Annotated in this window: 18 protein-coding genes; 1 reads left to right on the top strand and 17 read right to left on the bottom strand. The window is 46.4% G+C overall.

Features of this window, described 5'->3' with window-relative positions:
* Nucleotides 1–41: 41 nt before the first annotated feature.
* Nucleotides 42–1,751 (bottom strand): DAK2 domain-containing protein, encoded by a 1,710-nt coding sequence (locus DXA87_RS08420; RefSeq protein WP_117503879.1) that lies wholly within the window; start codon nt 1,749–1,751, stop codon nt 42–44.
* Between the two features lie 16 nt (nt 1,752–1,767).
* Nucleotides 1,768–2,124, bottom strand: a complete 357-nt coding sequence (locus DXA87_RS08415; protein ID WP_015554579.1) for an Asp23/Gls24 family envelope stress response protein — start codon at nt 2,122–2,124, stop codon at nt 1,768–1,770.
* A gap of 305 nt (nt 2,125–2,429) precedes the next feature.
* Between DXA87_RS08415 and rpmB the strand changes: the two genes are divergently transcribed.
* The gene (rpmB, locus tag DXA87_RS08410) at nt 2,430–2,615 is read left to right on the top strand and encodes a 50S ribosomal protein L28 (protein ID WP_015554580.1); all 186 of its coding nucleotides are present in this window, start codon (nt 2,430–2,432) and stop codon (nt 2,613–2,615) included.
* A 764-nt stretch (nt 2,616–3,379) separates the two neighbouring features.
* On the opposite strand, the gene DXA87_RS08400 is transcribed toward rpmB, so the two are convergent.
* The 15 genes from DXA87_RS08400 to citF form a co-directional block, all read right to left on the bottom strand.
* Nucleotides 3,380–4,378 (bottom strand): DUF4367 domain-containing protein, encoded by a 999-nt coding sequence (locus DXA87_RS08400; RefSeq protein WP_147326521.1) that lies wholly within the window; start codon nt 4,376–4,378, stop codon nt 3,380–3,382.
* 3 nt (nt 4,379–4,381) lie between these two features.
* Nucleotides 4,382–4,915 (bottom strand): sigma-70 family RNA polymerase sigma factor, encoded by a 534-nt coding sequence (locus DXA87_RS08395; protein WP_117469642.1) that lies wholly within the window; start codon nt 4,913–4,915, stop codon nt 4,382–4,384.
* 129 nt (nt 4,916–5,044) lie between these two features.
* Nucleotides 5,045–5,182 (bottom strand): hypothetical protein, encoded by a 138-nt coding sequence (locus tag DXA87_RS18135; protein WP_199537916.1) that lies wholly within the window; start codon nt 5,180–5,182, stop codon nt 5,045–5,047.
* Between the two features lie 103 nt (nt 5,183–5,285).
* Nucleotides 5,286–6,944 carry an AAA family ATPase gene (locus DXA87_RS08390; protein ID WP_117503873.1) on the bottom strand — a complete coding sequence of 553 codons (1,659 nt, stop codon included), beginning with the start codon at nt 6,942–6,944 and terminating at the stop codon, nt 5,286–5,288.
* A 99-nt stretch (nt 6,945–7,043) separates the two neighbouring features.
* Nucleotides 7,044–7,445, bottom strand: a complete 402-nt coding sequence (locus tag DXA87_RS08385; RefSeq protein ID WP_117469644.1) for a GerW family sporulation protein — start codon at nt 7,443–7,445, stop codon at nt 7,044–7,046.
* 11 nt (nt 7,446–7,456) lie between these two features.
* Entirely contained in the window at nt 7,457–8,536 is a 1,080-nt protein-coding gene (locus DXA87_RS08380) for a DUF2953 domain-containing protein (RefSeq protein ID WP_117503871.1), read from the bottom strand.
* A complete protein-coding gene (locus DXA87_RS08375; protein WP_117503869.1) occupies nt 8,533–8,853 on the bottom strand; it encodes a hypothetical protein in 321 nt (106 codons plus the stop codon). The genes DXA87_RS08380 and DXA87_RS08375 overlap by 4 nt, the downstream gene beginning before the upstream one ends.
* A gap of 53 nt (nt 8,854–8,906) precedes the next feature.
* Nucleotides 8,907–9,644 (bottom strand): nicotinamide-nucleotide amidohydrolase family protein, encoded by a 738-nt coding sequence (locus DXA87_RS08370; RefSeq protein WP_117503867.1) that lies wholly within the window; start codon nt 9,642–9,644, stop codon nt 8,907–8,909.
* A complete protein-coding gene (pgsA, locus tag DXA87_RS08365; protein WP_015554586.1) occupies nt 9,644–10,186 on the bottom strand; it encodes a CDP-diacylglycerol--glycerol-3-phosphate 3-phosphatidyltransferase in 543 nt (180 codons plus the stop codon). The genes DXA87_RS08370 and pgsA overlap by 1 nt, the downstream gene beginning before the upstream one ends.
* Nucleotides 10,170–11,507, bottom strand: a complete 1,338-nt coding sequence (gene rimO / locus DXA87_RS08360; protein WP_021904974.1) for a 30S ribosomal protein S12 methylthiotransferase RimO — start codon at nt 11,505–11,507, stop codon at nt 10,170–10,172. The genes pgsA and rimO overlap by 17 nt, the downstream gene beginning before the upstream one ends.
* 174 nt (nt 11,508–11,681) lie before the next feature.
* Nucleotides 11,682–11,999 carry a DNA-directed RNA polymerase subunit omega gene (gene rpoZ, locus DXA87_RS08355; RefSeq protein ID WP_015554588.1) on the bottom strand — a complete coding sequence of 106 codons (318 nt, stop codon included), beginning with the start codon at nt 11,997–11,999 and terminating at the stop codon, nt 11,682–11,684.
* A 90-nt stretch (nt 12,000–12,089) separates the two neighbouring features.
* On the bottom strand, nt 12,090–12,716 hold the full coding sequence (gene gmk / locus DXA87_RS08350; RefSeq protein WP_117469648.1) for a guanylate kinase: 627 nt from the start codon (nt 12,714–12,716) through the stop codon (nt 12,090–12,092).
* A gap of 16 nt (nt 12,717–12,732) precedes the next feature.
* Nucleotides 12,733–13,611: a YicC/YloC family endoribonuclease gene (locus DXA87_RS08345; protein ID WP_117469649.1), complete on the bottom strand. Its 879-nt coding sequence runs from the start codon at nt 13,609–13,611 to the stop codon at nt 12,733–12,735.
* A gap of 162 nt (nt 13,612–13,773) precedes the next feature.
* On the bottom strand, nt 13,774–15,174 hold the full coding sequence (locus DXA87_RS08340) for a citrate:proton symporter (RefSeq protein WP_117469650.1): 1,401 nt from the start codon (nt 15,172–15,174) through the stop codon (nt 13,774–13,776).
* A gap of 127 nt (nt 15,175–15,301) precedes the next feature.
* The gene (citF, locus tag DXA87_RS08335) at nt 15,302–16,873 is read right to left on the bottom strand and encodes a citrate lyase subunit alpha (protein WP_117469651.1); all 1,572 of its coding nucleotides are present in this window, start codon (nt 16,871–16,873) and stop codon (nt 15,302–15,304) included.

Genomic DNA, 16,873 nt, shown 5'->3' with positions numbered 1-16,873 from the left:
TATTCATTTGCCGGGTATCGAACACCGCTGGCATTTCCCGCTTACTCTACAGAAAGCAGGTAGTAATAGATCGGCTGACCGCCGTCATTTAATTCAACTTCACAGTTCGGGAATGCTGTCTGCACTTTTTCTACAAGAGCCTCGGCATCCTCCTCCGTCACATCTTCACCAAAGTAGACACTGATCAGTTCGGATTCATCCTCCACCATGCGCTTTAAGGTCTCAAGAACGGTCTCATTGACGTTCTGTCCTACGGCAAGCATGCCGGAATCGCCGATTCCCATAATATCGCCCTCATGGATCTCCATTCCGTCAATGTTCGTGTTGCGGACTGCATAAGTGATCTGTCCGGTGTGGATCCGGCCCATCTCGGATGTCATATTCTCAAGGTTCTCCTCCGGGGAAAGATCCGGAAGGAAGTTGATGAGAGCTGCGATCCCCTGCGGTACGGTTTTGGACGGAACAACGAAGATCTTCTTATCTTCCACGAGGCTCTTTGCCTGTTCTGCGGCAAGAATGATATTCTTGTTGTTTGGAAGGATGTAGATCACGTCCGCATTTACCTTCTCGATGGCATTTAGCATATCCTCGGTACTCGGGTTCATCGTCTGTCCGCCCTCGATCAGGTAGTCAGCGCCAATTCCCTTGAAGATCTCACCGAGACCTTTACCGATGGAGACAGCGATGAAGCCGTACGGTTTTCTCGGCTCGTTGGATGCCGGAGCTTCCTCTTTTTTTGCCTCTGCCGGAGTTTCCGGAGTCTGGGCAACATTGGAAGCGTTCTGGATCAGACGCTCGTGGTGCTCCTCGCGCATATTGTCGATCTTCATTCTGGAAAGGGAACCGTAAGTCAGACCTTTCTCAAATGCAAGACCCGGATGGTTCGTGTGGACATGGACTTTGATAATATCGTCATCGGAAACTACAACGACGCAGTCACCGATGGACTCTAAATATCCCTTGAATTTCTGCTCCTCGTCCATATCGTAGGTTTTCTCCACGTTTACGATAAACTCGGTGCAGTAGCCGTACTTAATATCGGAAGTAGAAAGCTCATCACTTCCTGCAGCCACCTTCGGCTTTGTGGACTCTGTGTTTCCGGCTGCCGGCGCAGCGGTATCAAACGGAATCCCTCTTCCTAAAAGACCGTCAAGACCGCCCTTCATGACCTGCATAAGTCCCTGTCCGCCGGAATCGACAACGCCAGCCTGTTTTAATACCGGGAGCATCTCCGGAGTCTGGCTTAATACATAGTCGCCTTCCTCGATGACCTGGGTCAGAAAATCGATCACGTCATCTGTCTGTGTCGCAAGATCAACGGCCTTCTCAGCCATTCCCTTTGCCACAGTGAGGATCGTACCTTCCTTCGGCTTCATAACAGCCTTGTAGGCAGTCTCAGTTGCGCGGGTAAAGGCATTCGCCAGGCTTGTCACTGTAATTTCATTGGATTCCTTGATCTCTTTTGTGAAACCGCGGAATAACTGGGATAAGATAACGCCGGAGTTACCGCGGGCACCTCTTAAGGAACCGGATGAGAGAGCCTTCGCGATGGACTCCATTGTCGGATTCTCGATCGCAGCCACCTCTCTTGCTGCGGCCATGATCGTCATGGTCATATTCGTACCCGTATCACCGTCCGGAACCGGGAATACGTTTAATTCGTTAATCCATTCTTTTTTTGCCTCAAGGCCTTTCGCTGCGGCCAGAACCGCTTTCTGTAAGAGAGCGGCATCTACGGACTTTAATTCCATGGATTTTACTTCCTCCTTAATCTATCACTCGAACGCCTTCAACAAAGATATTGATCTTTTCAACCGGCATTCCCGTGAACTCTTCTACTTTGTATTTCACACTCTCGATCAGGTTATCCGCTACGGTCGAGATGCTGACGCCATAGGATACGATTACGTGGAAGTCGATCTCAATTGCATTGTCATTGATCGTTACATTGATTCCGTGAGTCAGGCTTTCTCTCTTTAAAAGCTTTACCAGACCGTCTTTCATACTTACTGCAGCCATTCCCACGATTCCAAAGCATTCTACCGCTGTCGTGCCGGCATAAAGAGCGATAACATCGGTGTCGATCTGGATCTGTCCCATTTTATTGTTAATACATCCCTTCATACGCTAAGCCTCCATTCCTACTGATTATAAGCGCCGTATCCTGATAAAAAGGCGCAAACGCCAATGATCCAGTCATTTCATAACAGAAACCGCCCGGCTCATTCGCGCAAAAGTTCCTTTATAATTGAACTTTAATAATCCTAATATACCATATCAAGTTTTCTCTGTCCATGGGATTCCACTTATTTTTCAAAAAAATGTGAAATCTCTAAAAATTTTGCTTGCAAAATATTTAATCTTCTGCTATGATATCCATGTTATGGATTTTTGCATCCAACCGTATGAATGATTAAGGAGGTGGAATCATGGCTAAATGTGCTATTTGCGAAAAGGCGGCTCACTTTGGTAATGGAGTAAGCCATTCCCATAGAAGATCCAATAAAATCTGGAACGCGAATGTAAAATCTGTAAAGGTTAAGGTTAACGGCGGCTCCCGCAAGATGTATGTATGCACTTCCTGCTTAAGATCCGGTCTCGTTGAGAGAGCTTAATCCTCCTTTTACAAGATAGGGAATCGAAATAAAGGCATCCTCAAATGAGGGTGCCTTTATTTTTCGTATCTATAAAACTTCTGTGAGCATCTATTATTAGTAGCTCGATCTTTTTATTCATTCTTTACCAGTATTCGCGACTTTCCATCGCAAAACCTATTATATTATCCGAAGGATATATGATATACTCTTGTTTCTGCACTCATATCCGAGTTATTGTCAGGCATTCCCTTACTTTTCTTTTTTTGCTTGGAGCATTAACGGAAATATTTCTATGCAGTATACTAATAACGGAAATATTTCACACATTTTCGTTGGAAATCCTTTATAATATAATAATAAACATGCTATCGATACACCAAAAGTGAAAAACAGAAGTTTTCTTTGATATTGTAGAAGTTCTATCCATAAAAAAAGCGCTATTAATATTATAGTTGCCATACAACCACTAGGAATATCCTTATCTAAATATAGCATATATGGAATTATTGTACCAAATAATATTAGAAAATACGAAAACCATTGAGTACGATTTGCATATATCCGTTTCCATATCATCGTCTGTATAATTTCTTGAAGCAATACAATTATAATTCTCGTTATTGTGAACTTTGTTTTTGCAAACAAGAAATGGACAATGGGTGTGATTATTAATAAAAAAAGCATGTATCACCTTCTTAATTAGATTTAGAAAAACTGATTTTTGCTTTACCTCCTTTATCTTTTTCATCTATATAACGGTCAAATGAGACTTTAGGGACATGTCAATTACAATAATTTATATTTTCCACAATTTTGAATACTTCATTAAATGGAAGTTCTGTGACAACGCTTATCAGCCATTCCCCTTCCTTAATCACACACATTCGGACTCCATCTTTTTCCCAATATAATACATTTTTCTCTCCGATCATACATGACTTTATTTCTGAATTCTCCGTATTATAATTATTTGACCCATTCCCAGGTGAAAATTGTATTGTAATACTGGTATTTTCTGAATTTTTATATCTGAATTTTTTCATTAATGGGAGATTGCTCTGATATACCAATTGATATCCATCTGGAATATAGTTAATCTGGAAAGAACCTAAATTATTCCCTTCCTCTATGACATGCTTATTTTGTATACCTTCCAACCCGATTTTAGAATACTTCGGATATGTCTCCACGATCCATTCCAAAATTTTTCCACGAAATTCCGCATTTGTGACCATTGCTGTTGAAAATCCGAGAGAAATTGCAAGAAAAACAGCTGCAGCCCGCAAAATTCCACGAAATAAATGATCTGTCGGTTGTTGTGTAATATGGATTTTCCGTAATTGTTTTCTGAAACGTCTAGAATACACATGTTGGATATCCTCTGTTGTATTTATCTCAGCCATTAGCTTTGTCAGTGATATTGTGCATATCTGAGAAATGCTTTCTGGACATGCAAATATTTCTGGAGTACTTGTCCATTTTTGAAGGTAATTCAACATACTAATCCGCATTCCATGAGCATACGGAATCATGAGAATTTCATTAATCTGCGAGTCATCTAAGTGAAAAGCATAATAAAGATGAAATACAGCCTGTTCCGGGAATGGGAGTGCAAGAATTTTATTTGCTGCCTTATCCAAAATGTTTTTTCTAATTTCCCCTTCGTCAATCAATTTACTTTCTTTTGACATCACATTTTTGTAATTATCTAGACTCCTATCAGCTTGTGCCCACTCTTGATTCAATCTTTCTCGACAAACTTCTCTTAAAATACTTGTCACTTTTTACCTCTCAATTTCTTCCAGTTTTTTCTTCAGTTTTTTTATTGCCCGCTGGCTCCTCTTTTTAGCTGTCTCTTCCGAGATTCCCATCAGCACTGCGATATCTTTTAATGACATGTTACGACCAAATCGAAACATAAGAAGTGTTCGATCATTTTCTTCTAAATGTTCTAATGCCACCGCCAACTGCTCCTTCTTGAATTTTTCAAAGAAAGCTTCTTCTACTCCAGAATCCGTCCTTGTTTCATAAAACTCTTCCACCGGAATCATCTTTTTCTTCTTACGAAGAATATCATAGGATGCATTCTTTGCAATAATAACACTATAGGGAATCTGGTCGCGGCGTGGTAACTGGCTGATTTTTTCAAAATGTTCCATTATATTTAAAAATGCCTGTGCAACAGCGTCTTCCGCGTCTGTTTCTGATTGAAGCAACTGATAAGAAACTTTATATAAAAGGGTGTGATTTTCATTAAATAATTGTTCGATCCAAACCTGCTCATCTTCTGAAAAGGTGCATAATACTAAGAATAGCATAAATCCATCTCCTGTGCTTCTTGCTATTTATTTAATATATAAGGTGCAGTGCATTCAACAAGGGACAATATTTTGTTTGGTTTTTATGTCGACAAAAATAAGAATCTAATACTAACGGGCTTAATATTTTTACCCACAAAACAGATTATACCCCACGATCATCAGCGCCGCCGCCGTGAGTACAAGGAAAAATGTCGTCGGCAGCACTAACGCACAGGTCATACCGAAACCTACGCAGAACAGCATAAGACCGCATAATCGCTTCATACCCATTCTCCCAAAAAGGAATGTCTATGACAGATTATGCGGTCTTTTAGATAATGATTCGCAACAGTTCTGTATCTTTCCAGTAATCATGAATTACACGAGTTCACGAGTGAATTTTCTTTACCAGACAGCGTTTCTTATAGAAAGAAATTCCATAGCAGAGAACCTGATCATAGCTGTCTTCAAACTCTTTTGCATACATGCGTTCATCGATCTGGCGCAATGCCGTTTCACAGCTTTCTTCCATTTTCTCAAGTGCGGCAGAACACTTAACCTCAAAGACAGCGAGCCGTCCGTTTTCCGAATCGCATACGATCACATCACTCCGTCCCTCACCGTGTTCTCGGTTGGATTCCACCATATACCCCGCACCGGCGAAGATTCCGGCAAGGAATGCATGATAAAAATCTTCTTTATAATCATGATAGCTGATGGTCATTCTGAGCAGCGTGCTCATCTCACGCGTCAAAAGTTCACTGTCACCATTCCATACTGCATGGAACAGAGTTCTTCGGTCAGTTCCTTTCGCTTTGTCCTGAAACCACTTTACGACAGTCGACTCGAAGATCTCCCGGATCTCCGCGTTCGGAATCATAAGTTTTGTAGTCTGATCTTCTCCGCGAACCCCTGTCAGATAGCCGGTCAGATAAAGAATGCTCCACAAATTTTCTTCTGAGGAGTGCAGAAGATCGTATGTGAGGTTTTCTTCAACCTTCTGTGAGATCGTTCCTCCCGCTAACAATGTTTCCAGTTTTCCGGTAATACTGCTCCCCGAATAATCGATAAAGGAGCGGATGATTGCGTTATCGCTCGTATTCTTCCAGTAACTCGCAGGTCTTGCCTTCGGATCGTTCGAAAGATCAAACAGGTAATTCATCACATCCCACGGACAATATACATCAAAATCGCCAAAATGATATCCGTCATACCAGTATTTCATCGCCTCTGCATGATCTTTGGCATCCGCATCCCGTAAAATCCTGTCTACATCATCTTGCGTAAATCCAAAGTATTCATTCAGCCTGGAAGAAGTGATCGTATCTGACACGAAATTATTTGTTCCGGTGAAAATACTCTCTTTCGCGATCTTCAGGCAGCCGGTAATGATTGCAAATTGAAGGGCATTGTTGTCTTTTAATGCAGTGCTCATCATTGCTTTCACTACTTCTAACATTTCCTGATAATAATGGTGATTGCTCGCCTTGGCCACAGGAACATCATACTCATCCAGCAACAGCACCACTTGTTTTCCATAATGATCACTCAGCATTCGCATGAGAAGAGAGAGACTTTTCTTGATTCCGGTCGTACCGGCTTCGCCTTTTAAGATACGGCGAAAAGCTTCTTTGTCATAATCATTTACATTTTCGCTGTCCAGAAGGTCTGTATATTTTCGAAATAATTCAGCAATCGTTGCTTCCAACATTCCGTAGGCACTATCGAAAGTCAGGCCATCCACATCTTTAAACGAAAGGAAGATCGTCGGACACTGATTCATCCATTTCTGACAGAGCGCCGAAGCATTCATGATCCCCAGTCCCTGAAACAATACCGCACTGTCTTTTCGGATACTAAAGAAATTTTCCAGAGTACTCATCCCCAATGTCTTTCCGAATCTCCTTGGACGGGTAATCAGTGTCACTTTTACTGCCTGAGCTTTTAATACCTCGGCAATAAGGCCTGTCTTATCGACATAATAATATCCGTTCTGCCGGATCTCAGCAAAATCAGAAATTCCTACCGGGATATTTAAATGTGTCACGCTTATTCCCTCCTCTCATACCCCGAAATCGTTAAAACCATTTTATCATAAATGGCGTTCAGATACAACAATTCCCCGGATCGCTCCGAGGAATTGTGTTCATTTCTCTTTCTCCATCTCAGCTGCCATCTTCTCCGCTTTTGCCGCCGCCTCCGGAGTTACATCATTTCCACCAGTGAAGCGGTTTACGATATCCGGAACCATATCGAGGACTTTGGTGACGGCATCCTGATGTTTGATATTCACGAGCTTTGTCATGCCGTTCTGGATCACGAGGATGGCACTGGGGCTCATCTTCGCGCTCATACCGCCGCCGCCATTTGTCTTTGCTGACTGTGCAAAGGAACCGGCAGCCATGCCGCAGGTTACGTCCACGAGCGGGATGATCGTCGTGTTCTCATCCACCTTCACAGGCTCGCCCACAACGGTTTTCGATGTAATGAAATGATCCATCCCCTTAAACAGTGCGTCCACGGTAGATGGAAACTGATTTTCTGCCATACCGATTCCTCCTAAATGTTCTTTGTATTGCGCTCTCTTTTCCTAAAGAATTTGAGAAGGCGCCTGAAATCCTTACTGATAAATAGTCTTGCCGCTGTCCAAAGCGGACACCATAATGCGATCCGGCCTTTAAAATGGAGTTCTCCGTCGAGGGCCGTTCCGGTGAAATCCGGTTCCAGGGTCAGTGTTCTGGCGTACATGCCGTAGAATGGGCTGACTGCTGCGAGGACCTGACCGGTATCATATGGATCGTCAAATCCGAAATGGATCCGGCCCCAAAGTTTTCTAGGCAGTATATAGCGGACAAGCTTTTTCGTGCGCTTCCAGACAAGACGGAACGCTTTCTGGTTCTGCTCGTCATGCCAGAACATCGAAATGCTATCCCACGTCTTTTCCAGGGAGATTTTCTTTTTTGATATTCCATCAACCAGCTTCTGGAACTTTCCAGGCAGCCCCCGAAGTTTGTCAAAGAATGTGCAAAGCTTTTTAATAATCCCAGACAGCTTTTCTTTTATTTTTACGCTGAAACGGATCTTATCCGTGTTTTCATCACTCGAAAAGTCTTCCGTTTCATTTTTCTGCGGCTCATCAAATTTCGAGGAAAGCTCCGTCGCATGTACAGTAAGCTCCTCATCATCTTTGGAATCTGTCCGAACCGTTGGTACATTCGCTTCAGCAATCCGTTCTGGTTCCGGCTTAGCCACCACAACAGGTTCCGGCACATCTTCCTGGTTCACTGTTTCAGTGAGAACCGGCTTCTGGGCAGTCGCCTCGGTTTTTGCGCTTTCCGGCTCAAAATCCAGTCCTTCCGCCTCCCCATCCTCCGGCGGCCACAATCTCACATTAAACAGCTTAAACCACAGCACCCGCCCGGATACATCCGCGTGTTCGTGATAACTCACCCGGATCCGCACGAGATGTAGAAGCCAGCTCACCGCCGCCTCACCGTCCGGTTTTCCTTCGATGGAGACATCCGCCCGGTACCGCACCGGAACGAACAGGATCAGCAATACCGCAGCGAGGATCAGTCCAAGGATCACTAACAGGATGACTCCGATGACCTTTATGATCATCAGCAAAATATGGATCACTCGCAGCACCCCTTTCCGAAAAGAAAGGAGTTCACATCATACCCGCCGGTCTTTTTGTAGACCTCACAGATGATCCGCCCCGCAAGCATCGACGCATCCTCAAAATCCGCAGCGATCCCTACGATCAGAAGATCCTGCTTTTCATAGTAGGGGAGCTTTAAGGTCAGCGCCGGATAGATATCTAAAAGGTTCCGCTCCCCAGCCGCCGGAGTCAGGACATAAAAGCCCATTGGTCTTCCATTTCGGACCGCCTGGATCATTTCGTATCTGTGCTTTTTCGCTTTTTCCCCGACATACAGTTTTTCATACCAGCGCATGATTCACCTGCTCATCCCTTAATATTTATGGCCAGGTCCCGCCTGGACCCGGTCTACTGTCTGGATCTGATGATCATTCTTCTCAAAAGGTCCAGCGCAGTGACCGCGGCATGTTCCCGGATCTCCTGTCTTGTACCGTTGAAGTGGCATTCCTCCACAATCACTTCGTCCTTCATGCAGCAGGAAACGTATACGAGTCCCACCGGCTTCTCCTCTGTTCCACCGTCCGGACCAGCAAGCCCCGCTACAGCAACACAGGCATCCGCATCAGCCGCGAGAACACCGCCGAGTGCCATCTCCCTTGCAGTCTGCTCACTGACTGCCCCGTATTTTTTTAAAGTTGCCTTGCTGACATCGAGGATCTTTCTCTTTGATTTGTTCGAATATGTGATATAACCCTGATCAAATACGTCAGACGCACCCGGCACGTTGATGATCTTTGCAGCCACCATGCCGCCGGTGCAGGACTCCGCCGTTGTCACCGTGAGTCCGTACTTTGTGAGGAGGCGCACAACGGTCTCTTCCATCGTCTCATTCTCTTTCGTGGAATAATACATGTCGCCCAGTGCCTTTTTGATCTCCTTGGCAACAGGTTTTAACGCCGCCTTGGCGGACTCCTCATCCTCCGCCTGTGTCTCCGCGAGAACATGGACATCTTTTCCGCGGCGTCTCGTGTAGATCACGACAGCGCCGCCGCACTTTAAGAGGTCCTGAAGCTTTTCCTTTACTTCCGTCTCGCTTTTTCCGTAAATTTTAAATATCTGGGCATAACCCTGTTCTGTTCGAATCATCACATTTTTCCTTCCGTAAGAACGCCGGCGTTCTTCACAATGTAGTCAACAAGTGAAATTACTGTCAATGCAAGAGCGATCCAGACAATGATCGTCGTCAAAGTTGACAACGCCGGAATATTAAAGATCAGAAGAACCACCCCGATCATCTGGAATGTGGTCTTAAATTTTCCCCAGTAGCTCGCTGCGATGACAACACCGTTGTCGGATGCCACCAGACGGAAGCCGCTGATAATGAACTCACGGCTGATAATGATGATGACCATCCAGGCCGGAAGCTCACGAAGCTCGATCATACAGATCAGTGCGGAGCAGACAAGCAGTTTATCCGCCAACGGATCCATAAATTTTCCAAAATTTGTTACCAGATTATACTTTCTCGCGATCTTTCCGTCCAGCATATCGGTCAGGCTCGCGATGATAAAGAGCGCCGCCGCCACATAACGCATGTTCTGGTTTGCGCCGCCGTCATAAAGAAGCGCGGCTACGAAAAACGGGATCATGATCACTCGTAATATTGTCAGTTTATTCGGTAAATTCATCCTCTGCCTCCCCTATCAGATCGTATTCGGACGCGCCTGTGACGCGTACCTTAAGGAAATCTCCGGACATCAGGGAAAGTCCGGTGTTTACAAAGATAAGCCCGTCTACATTCGGACTGTCCATATAGGTACGTCCAACGTAGGCATTTTCATCAGCAACCTTGCCCTCGATCATCACTTCCAGAGTACGTCCCTTCATCGCCTCGGACTTCTCAAAAGCAATTTCCTGCTGGAGTTCCATGATCTCATCGCGGCGTTCCTGCTTTACCTCCTCCGGAACCTGATTTTCAAAGCTGAATGCCGGGGTATCTTCCTCCGGGGAATATGCGAATACGCCGAGACGGTCAAATTCCATATCATCGACAAACTGCATCAGGATCTCGTGGTCTTCCTCCGTCTCACCCGGAAATCCGGAGATCAGAGTGGTGCGGAGCGCGATGTCCGGAATCTCTTTTCTGAGTTTCGCAATCAGCCCGCGGATCTCTTTATTGTTGGTTCTTCTTCCCATCCGTTTTAACACGGCATCGCTTGCGTGCTGGATCGGGATGTCCAGATAGTTACAGACTTTTTCTTCAGTTTTGATCGTCTCGATCAGCTCATCGGTGATCTCCTCCGGGTAGCAGTACTGGAGGCGGATCCACTGGATACCGGACACAGCTGCCAGACGTCTTAAAAGCTCCGGAAGTTTCTTCTCACCGTAAAGGTCTTTTCCGTAAAGGGTGGTCTCCTGCGCAACAAGGATCAGCTCTTTCACACCTTTCTCCGCGAGTTCTTCCGCCTCTCTTACAAGCTGTTCCATCGGAACACTGCGATATTTTCCGCGAAGATACGGGATAATACAGTAGGTGCAGCGTTTGTCACAGCCCTCCGCGATCTTTAAGAACGCATAGTGCCCACCTGTTGTGATAAGGCGCTCCGTAGCCGTGCTCACCGGTGCATCGATGCTTTCAAAGATTTCCGGTGTCTCGCCATCCATAACCTCCCTGATCGCTGCTCCTACAGCCTCATAGGATGTCGTTCCGAGTATCGCGTCTACCTCCGGGATCTCATCGATGATCTCCTGCTTGTAGCGCTGCGCGAGACAGCCTGTGACGATCAGTGCCTTTAAACGACCGTTTTTCTTTAATTCCGCCATCTGAAGGATCGTGTTGATGCTCTCCTCTTTTGCATCTCCGATAAAGCAGCAGGTGTTTACAACAACAATATCTGCCTCATTCTCGTCATCGACAAAGGAATATCCCTCTTTTCCGAGAATTCCCAGCATTTTTTCCGTATCCACAAGGTTTTTATCACAGCCCAGTGATATGAAAAGTAAATTCATTCTGTTCGTATTTCCTTTCTGTGCGTAACTGCCGCCAGAACCGACCGGCTCATAAACTCCGGACTGCCAGCGAAAAAAAGAGGAAACTTAAGCCCGATTCAGCCGTTTTCCTCCTTTTCTTTCATATTTCCGGCCATGGCCGGACTGAAAGCCGGACCACAACCGGGAACCTGTTTATTCCTCAGCGTACTCTTCTTCTTTTTTGATCTCTTCCGGAGTTCTGTCTTTTACTTCGAAATCTGTCTCGATCTCCGGCTCCTCATCCTCTGTGAGGATCTTTACCTTCTGCTCATAGAGCTCCTGAACAGCGGTGGAGAGCGGTTTCTTTCCTGCAGCGCCTGCAACTAACGGCTCGTCACCTGCGATGAGCTGTCTCGCACGCTTGGATGCTGCGATAACGATGGAATAACGGCTCTGGACTACCGGCTGCTCGCCCGGCTCAACGTCGCTGTTTACGGCTTCAATTAAGTCTGTATAAGACGGATGTAACATAAAATATGCCCCTTTCAGATCATGAAATTAAAAAGTTCTTAAATATCTGAAGTATCCGGTTTTACACATGGTATTTTTCGGATACATTCTTTATTTTGTCATATCGTGCAGCTCCTGCTTCATTCTCGCCACGAGGTCTGTGTTCGCAGACTCTTTAAAGTGGCTGGAACGGATCAGGCTGTGAAGGTCTTCCACACAGGTGTCCACATCGTCGTTGACAACGATATAGTCGTAGGAATCCATTCCATCGGACTCCTCCGCGGCACGGCGGAGACGTTTCTCGATTACTTCCGCACTTTCCGTTCCGCGTCCGATCAGACGTTTTTTTAAGTCTTTTGCGGTCGGAGGAACAATAAATACGAGAAGGGCGTCCGGGAACTTCTTCTTGATATTCAACGCTCCCTGAATCTCGATCTCAAGGATCACGTCTTTTCCCGCAGCCATCTTATCTTCCACATATTTTCTGGGTGTTCCATAATAATGGTCCACATAGCGCGCGTGCTCGATCAGCTCATCGTTTCTGATCATATCCTCAAACTGGGATTCTGTGAGGAAGAAATACTCTCTTCCGTTTTCCTCACCCGGTCTCGGGCTTCTTGTTGTGGCCGATACAGAAAGCGCGTAGTTATCATATTTTTCTAAAAGCGCCTTCATCACGGTTCCTTTTCCGGCTCCTGAGAACCCGGAAACTACAACAAGGACTCCTTTTGTCTGCATTACAAATGCCCCCTGATCATTCAATATTCTGGATCTGCTCTCTTACCTTTTCGACCTCAGTCTTTAAGAGGATCGCGCGGTCAGAGATCTCAAGATCCGTAGATTTCGAGAGGATCGTATTTGCCTCCCGGTTCATCTCCTGGGCGATAAAATCGAGCTTTCTTCCGACACTGCCGCCGGCCAAAAGTTCCTTCTTCATTCCCTCGATGTGGCTTCTCAAACGGACGGTCTCCTCATCCACACAGATCTTATCGGCAAAGATCGTAACCTCCGTCGCGATCCTGGAATCGTCCACAGAGGCGGAAGCGAGAAGTTCTTTCACCTTGTCCTCTAACTTCTGGCGGTACTCCACGATCACCTTTGGGGAACGCTCCTCGATAAAATCAACTAATTCCAGCATATGGTCAAGCTTTCCGATCAGGTCGTTCTTTAAATTCTCTCCCTCGCGGATCCTGGACTCCACAAAGCCCTCGCAGGCCTTAAGTAAAGCATCCTTTAAGAGTTCCCACATATGCTCTTCGTCCTCCGGAACCTCCTCCATCGTGAGGACCTCCGGACACCTTGCCAGCATAGACACTTTTACGTCGTTGTCGATGCCGAAATCATCGGACATCTTTTTAAAGCTGTCCATATATTCCTGCGCAAGGGATCTGTTATATTTGAGGAATACCTTCGCATCGGTATAATCCTCGTAGGTTACAAATATATCTACCTTTCCCCTCTGGATATGATCCTTTAAGAGGGTACGCATGGATGCCTCGAAGTAATTGAATTTCTTCGGCATCTTAATTCCCAGATCCAGATACCGGTGGTTTACCGCCTTTATCTCTACTGAAATCTTACACTCGTCCGTCACCATCTCGTGGCGGCCGAATCCGGTCATGCTCTTAATCATCAGACATGCCTCGCTTTCCCATAGATAACTTTTATTATACGGCAAATAAAAAATACAGTCAACCAGATTCTGTAAATCAAAAGATTTATGAACGGGGACCTTATGAACAGGAAAACACCCCGGAGATCCGATCGAAGCTCCGGGGTGTTTGAAAATTGTCGTTTATAACGGAAGGATTCCGATCAGTACTGCAAACAGCATGCAAAGGATCGAGAAGATCCATACATAACCGAAGCTGGACTTGATGTGATCCTTGATGTCCACATCGGCAAGTCCGATACCAAGCAGAGTTGCCGGTACCATCGGGCTGATGAAGGTTGCGCAGTTACGGCAAACAACCATTGCAACGGCGATCGGGAATGCCTCAACTCCGAAGGAAGCACCGATTGCGATCATGACCGGAAGCATTCCATAGAAATAGGAATCGGTATCAAAGCAAAGTGCAAGCGGAACGGAAAGGATACCAATCACAAGCGGTAAGTGCTGTCCAAGTGCTGCTGGGAGGATCATGGAAATGATGCTGGCCATGTTAGATACAACGGAGGTCTTTATCATCTCTACGCCCGGCTTTGCGATCGCAGCGGCACCGCTTGCGTTAAAGCCATATACAAGGACACCCATAAGGACTGCAGCGCCCATCAGAGTGGAACACATCATAAGCGCCGGACCCGCATGGCGGTTGATCATCTTCTTCTGAAGCTTGATCGGTGTATAATTTACAAGAAGCGCTGCCGCCACACCGAGCATGAACGGGAAATAGCTTGGGAACTGATCCCATACAAGCATAGCGATAACTGCGATAGTCAGGCAGATATTGAAAGCGAAAAGCTTCGGTCTCGCATACTCATTCTCGTCCTTCTGATGCTGTACTTCTTCTGTAGCGTCCTCAGAAGCTGCTTCCATTGCAAGCTTTCCGTTCAGACCGGCGCCTCTCTTTTTCTCCTGAACACCGGCAAACACCGCATGCGCCAGACAGAGAAGGATTCCAAAGATCTGGATCGGGATCAGACCGCTCCAGAGCTGTCCTGCCTCCATACCGAGTACGGATGCTGCACGCATGGTCGGACCGGCCCATGGCATCAGGTTTAATACACCCATTGCAAGAACGGCTACGCGAAGGAGTGTTGTCGGTCTCATGTGCATCTTTTTGTAGACCGGAAGCATGGACGGAACAACGATCAGGAATGTGGATGCTCCGCCACCGTCAAGATGACCGATCAGGGCAATGACTGCTGTCATGACGGTCACACCGATCACATTGTCACCGACGCACTTCATAAGCTTGTCGATGATTACATCAAACATACCGGCATCTGTCATGATTCCGAAGAACAGGACAGAGAACACAAACAGGGCTGCGGTCGGGCCGGTGCTCTTAAATCCACCTTTGATCAGGTCTCCGATCTCACCGATGGTGTAATATCCACCAAGGACAAGAATGAGACCAAGGATCGATGGGAAAATGATGAATGCCATACTTGGCATGGTCTTGCTCTTAAAAAGGGTTATAACGATCGCAATGATACAGACAAACCCTAAAATACCTACTGTTAATTCTGACATATGTGTGATCCCCTATACTTTATTATTTGTCCGGCCGGAATCTGAAGCTTCCGGCCGATGTTCCACAGGCTGCAAAGTGTTCCCCCGCGCTTTCCAGTCAGAGCAAGCTGACAGATCGCTCTCTGAGTCACTCTACATCAGTTGTAAACTCATAATCCTTAATCTTTCTGACTACATCAATGATGGTGCCGTCACGGGCCTCGATGACACCGACAATGCGGTCATCAAACTGTACCGGATCCGGTGTTCCGACCATGGCATATGCCTTGTCACGAAGCTCCTCGATCGTACAGAACGGAAGATCAACATCCTTCATGCACTCGATGAGATCCTGTCTTCTCGGGTTGATGGCAATACCATAATCTGTGATTACCACGTCAACAGACTCGCCCGGTGTTGTAACGGTCGTAACATTTGTACAGATTGCCGGGATTCTTCCCTGAAGCAGCGGAGCAATGACGATCGTACACTTCGCTCCCGCTGCCGTATCCGGATGTCCGCCCTGGGCACCTGTGATCATGCCATCGGAACCGACAACGACGTTACAGTTAAAGTTTACGTCAACCTCAAGAGACGCAAGGATCACGAAATCCAGCTTATTGACATAAGCGCCCTTGTTGAACGGGTTCGCGTACTCGGACGCAGAGATCTCGAAGTGGTTCGGATTTGTCTTGATGGACTCGATGGCACCCTGATCGAAATCCTGGGTATCAACGAGCTTGTTTACGAGGCCTTTCGCCAACAGCTCACACATCGGAGTTGTGATTCCGCCGAGGCCAAGTCCCATATGGATGCCTCTCTCTTCCATGATCTTTCCGAGGGAGATCGTGGAGGCGATGGAAGCTCCGCCGACACCTGTCTGGTAGGAGAAACCTTCCTTAAAATATGGGGTGTTGATAACAAACTTTGTGCAGTAATCCGCCATCATGATCTTTCTGACATCCGTTGTCGGTTTTGCAGCACCTGTCGCGATCTTTGCCGGATTTCCAATCTCATCTACGACACAAACGTAATCCACATCTACCATGGAGATGCTTGCCGGAATGTTCGGGAACGGAACGAGACAGTCTGTCACGGCAACAACCTTATCTGCATACTGGGCATCGACCATCGCGTAGGATAATACGCCGCAGTCGCTCTTTCCGCCGTTTGCGCGCATGTTTCCGTACTCATCACATGTTGGAGCGCCGATGAAGGCGATATCGATATGGACTTCGCCAGACTCGATGGCGCGGACACGTCCGCCGTGGGAGCGCATGATCGCAAGGTTTTTTAACCGTCCTGTGGAGATCGCCTCACCGATCTTTCCGCGGACACCGGAGGACTGGATGCCGGTGATGGTGCCATCCTCGATGTACGGAACGATCGGATCGTGAGCTTTTCCTAAGGAGCTTGCACAGATCGTGATGTCCTTGATGCCCATCTTATGGACCTCTTCCATGACCATGTTTACCACATAGTCACCCTCGCGGAAATGATGATGGAAGGAAAGGACCATGCCGTCCTTAATGCCGCATTTTACAAGGGCATCATGGATGTTCTCGACAAGCTTGCTTCTTGTCGGATCGTTTAATGTACGGACGGTCGGAGCCGCCTTTGTATATTCGTAATTATCGTAGGCATAGACGCCCTTAAACGGCTCCTTGCCTGTTGCTTTTAAGACCTCTTCGGGAATTTCTCTTCCAACTGCATTGATCAT

Origin of the sequence: Desulfotomaculum sp. OF05-3, assembly GCF_003435535.1 — a bacterium.
Classification (GTDB): Bacteria; Bacillota; Clostridia; order Lachnospirales; family Lachnospiraceae; genus Pilosibacter; species Pilosibacter fragilis.
Note: the sequence above shows the minus strand (reverse complement) of the source record. Positions and strands in the feature narration are given on the sequence as shown.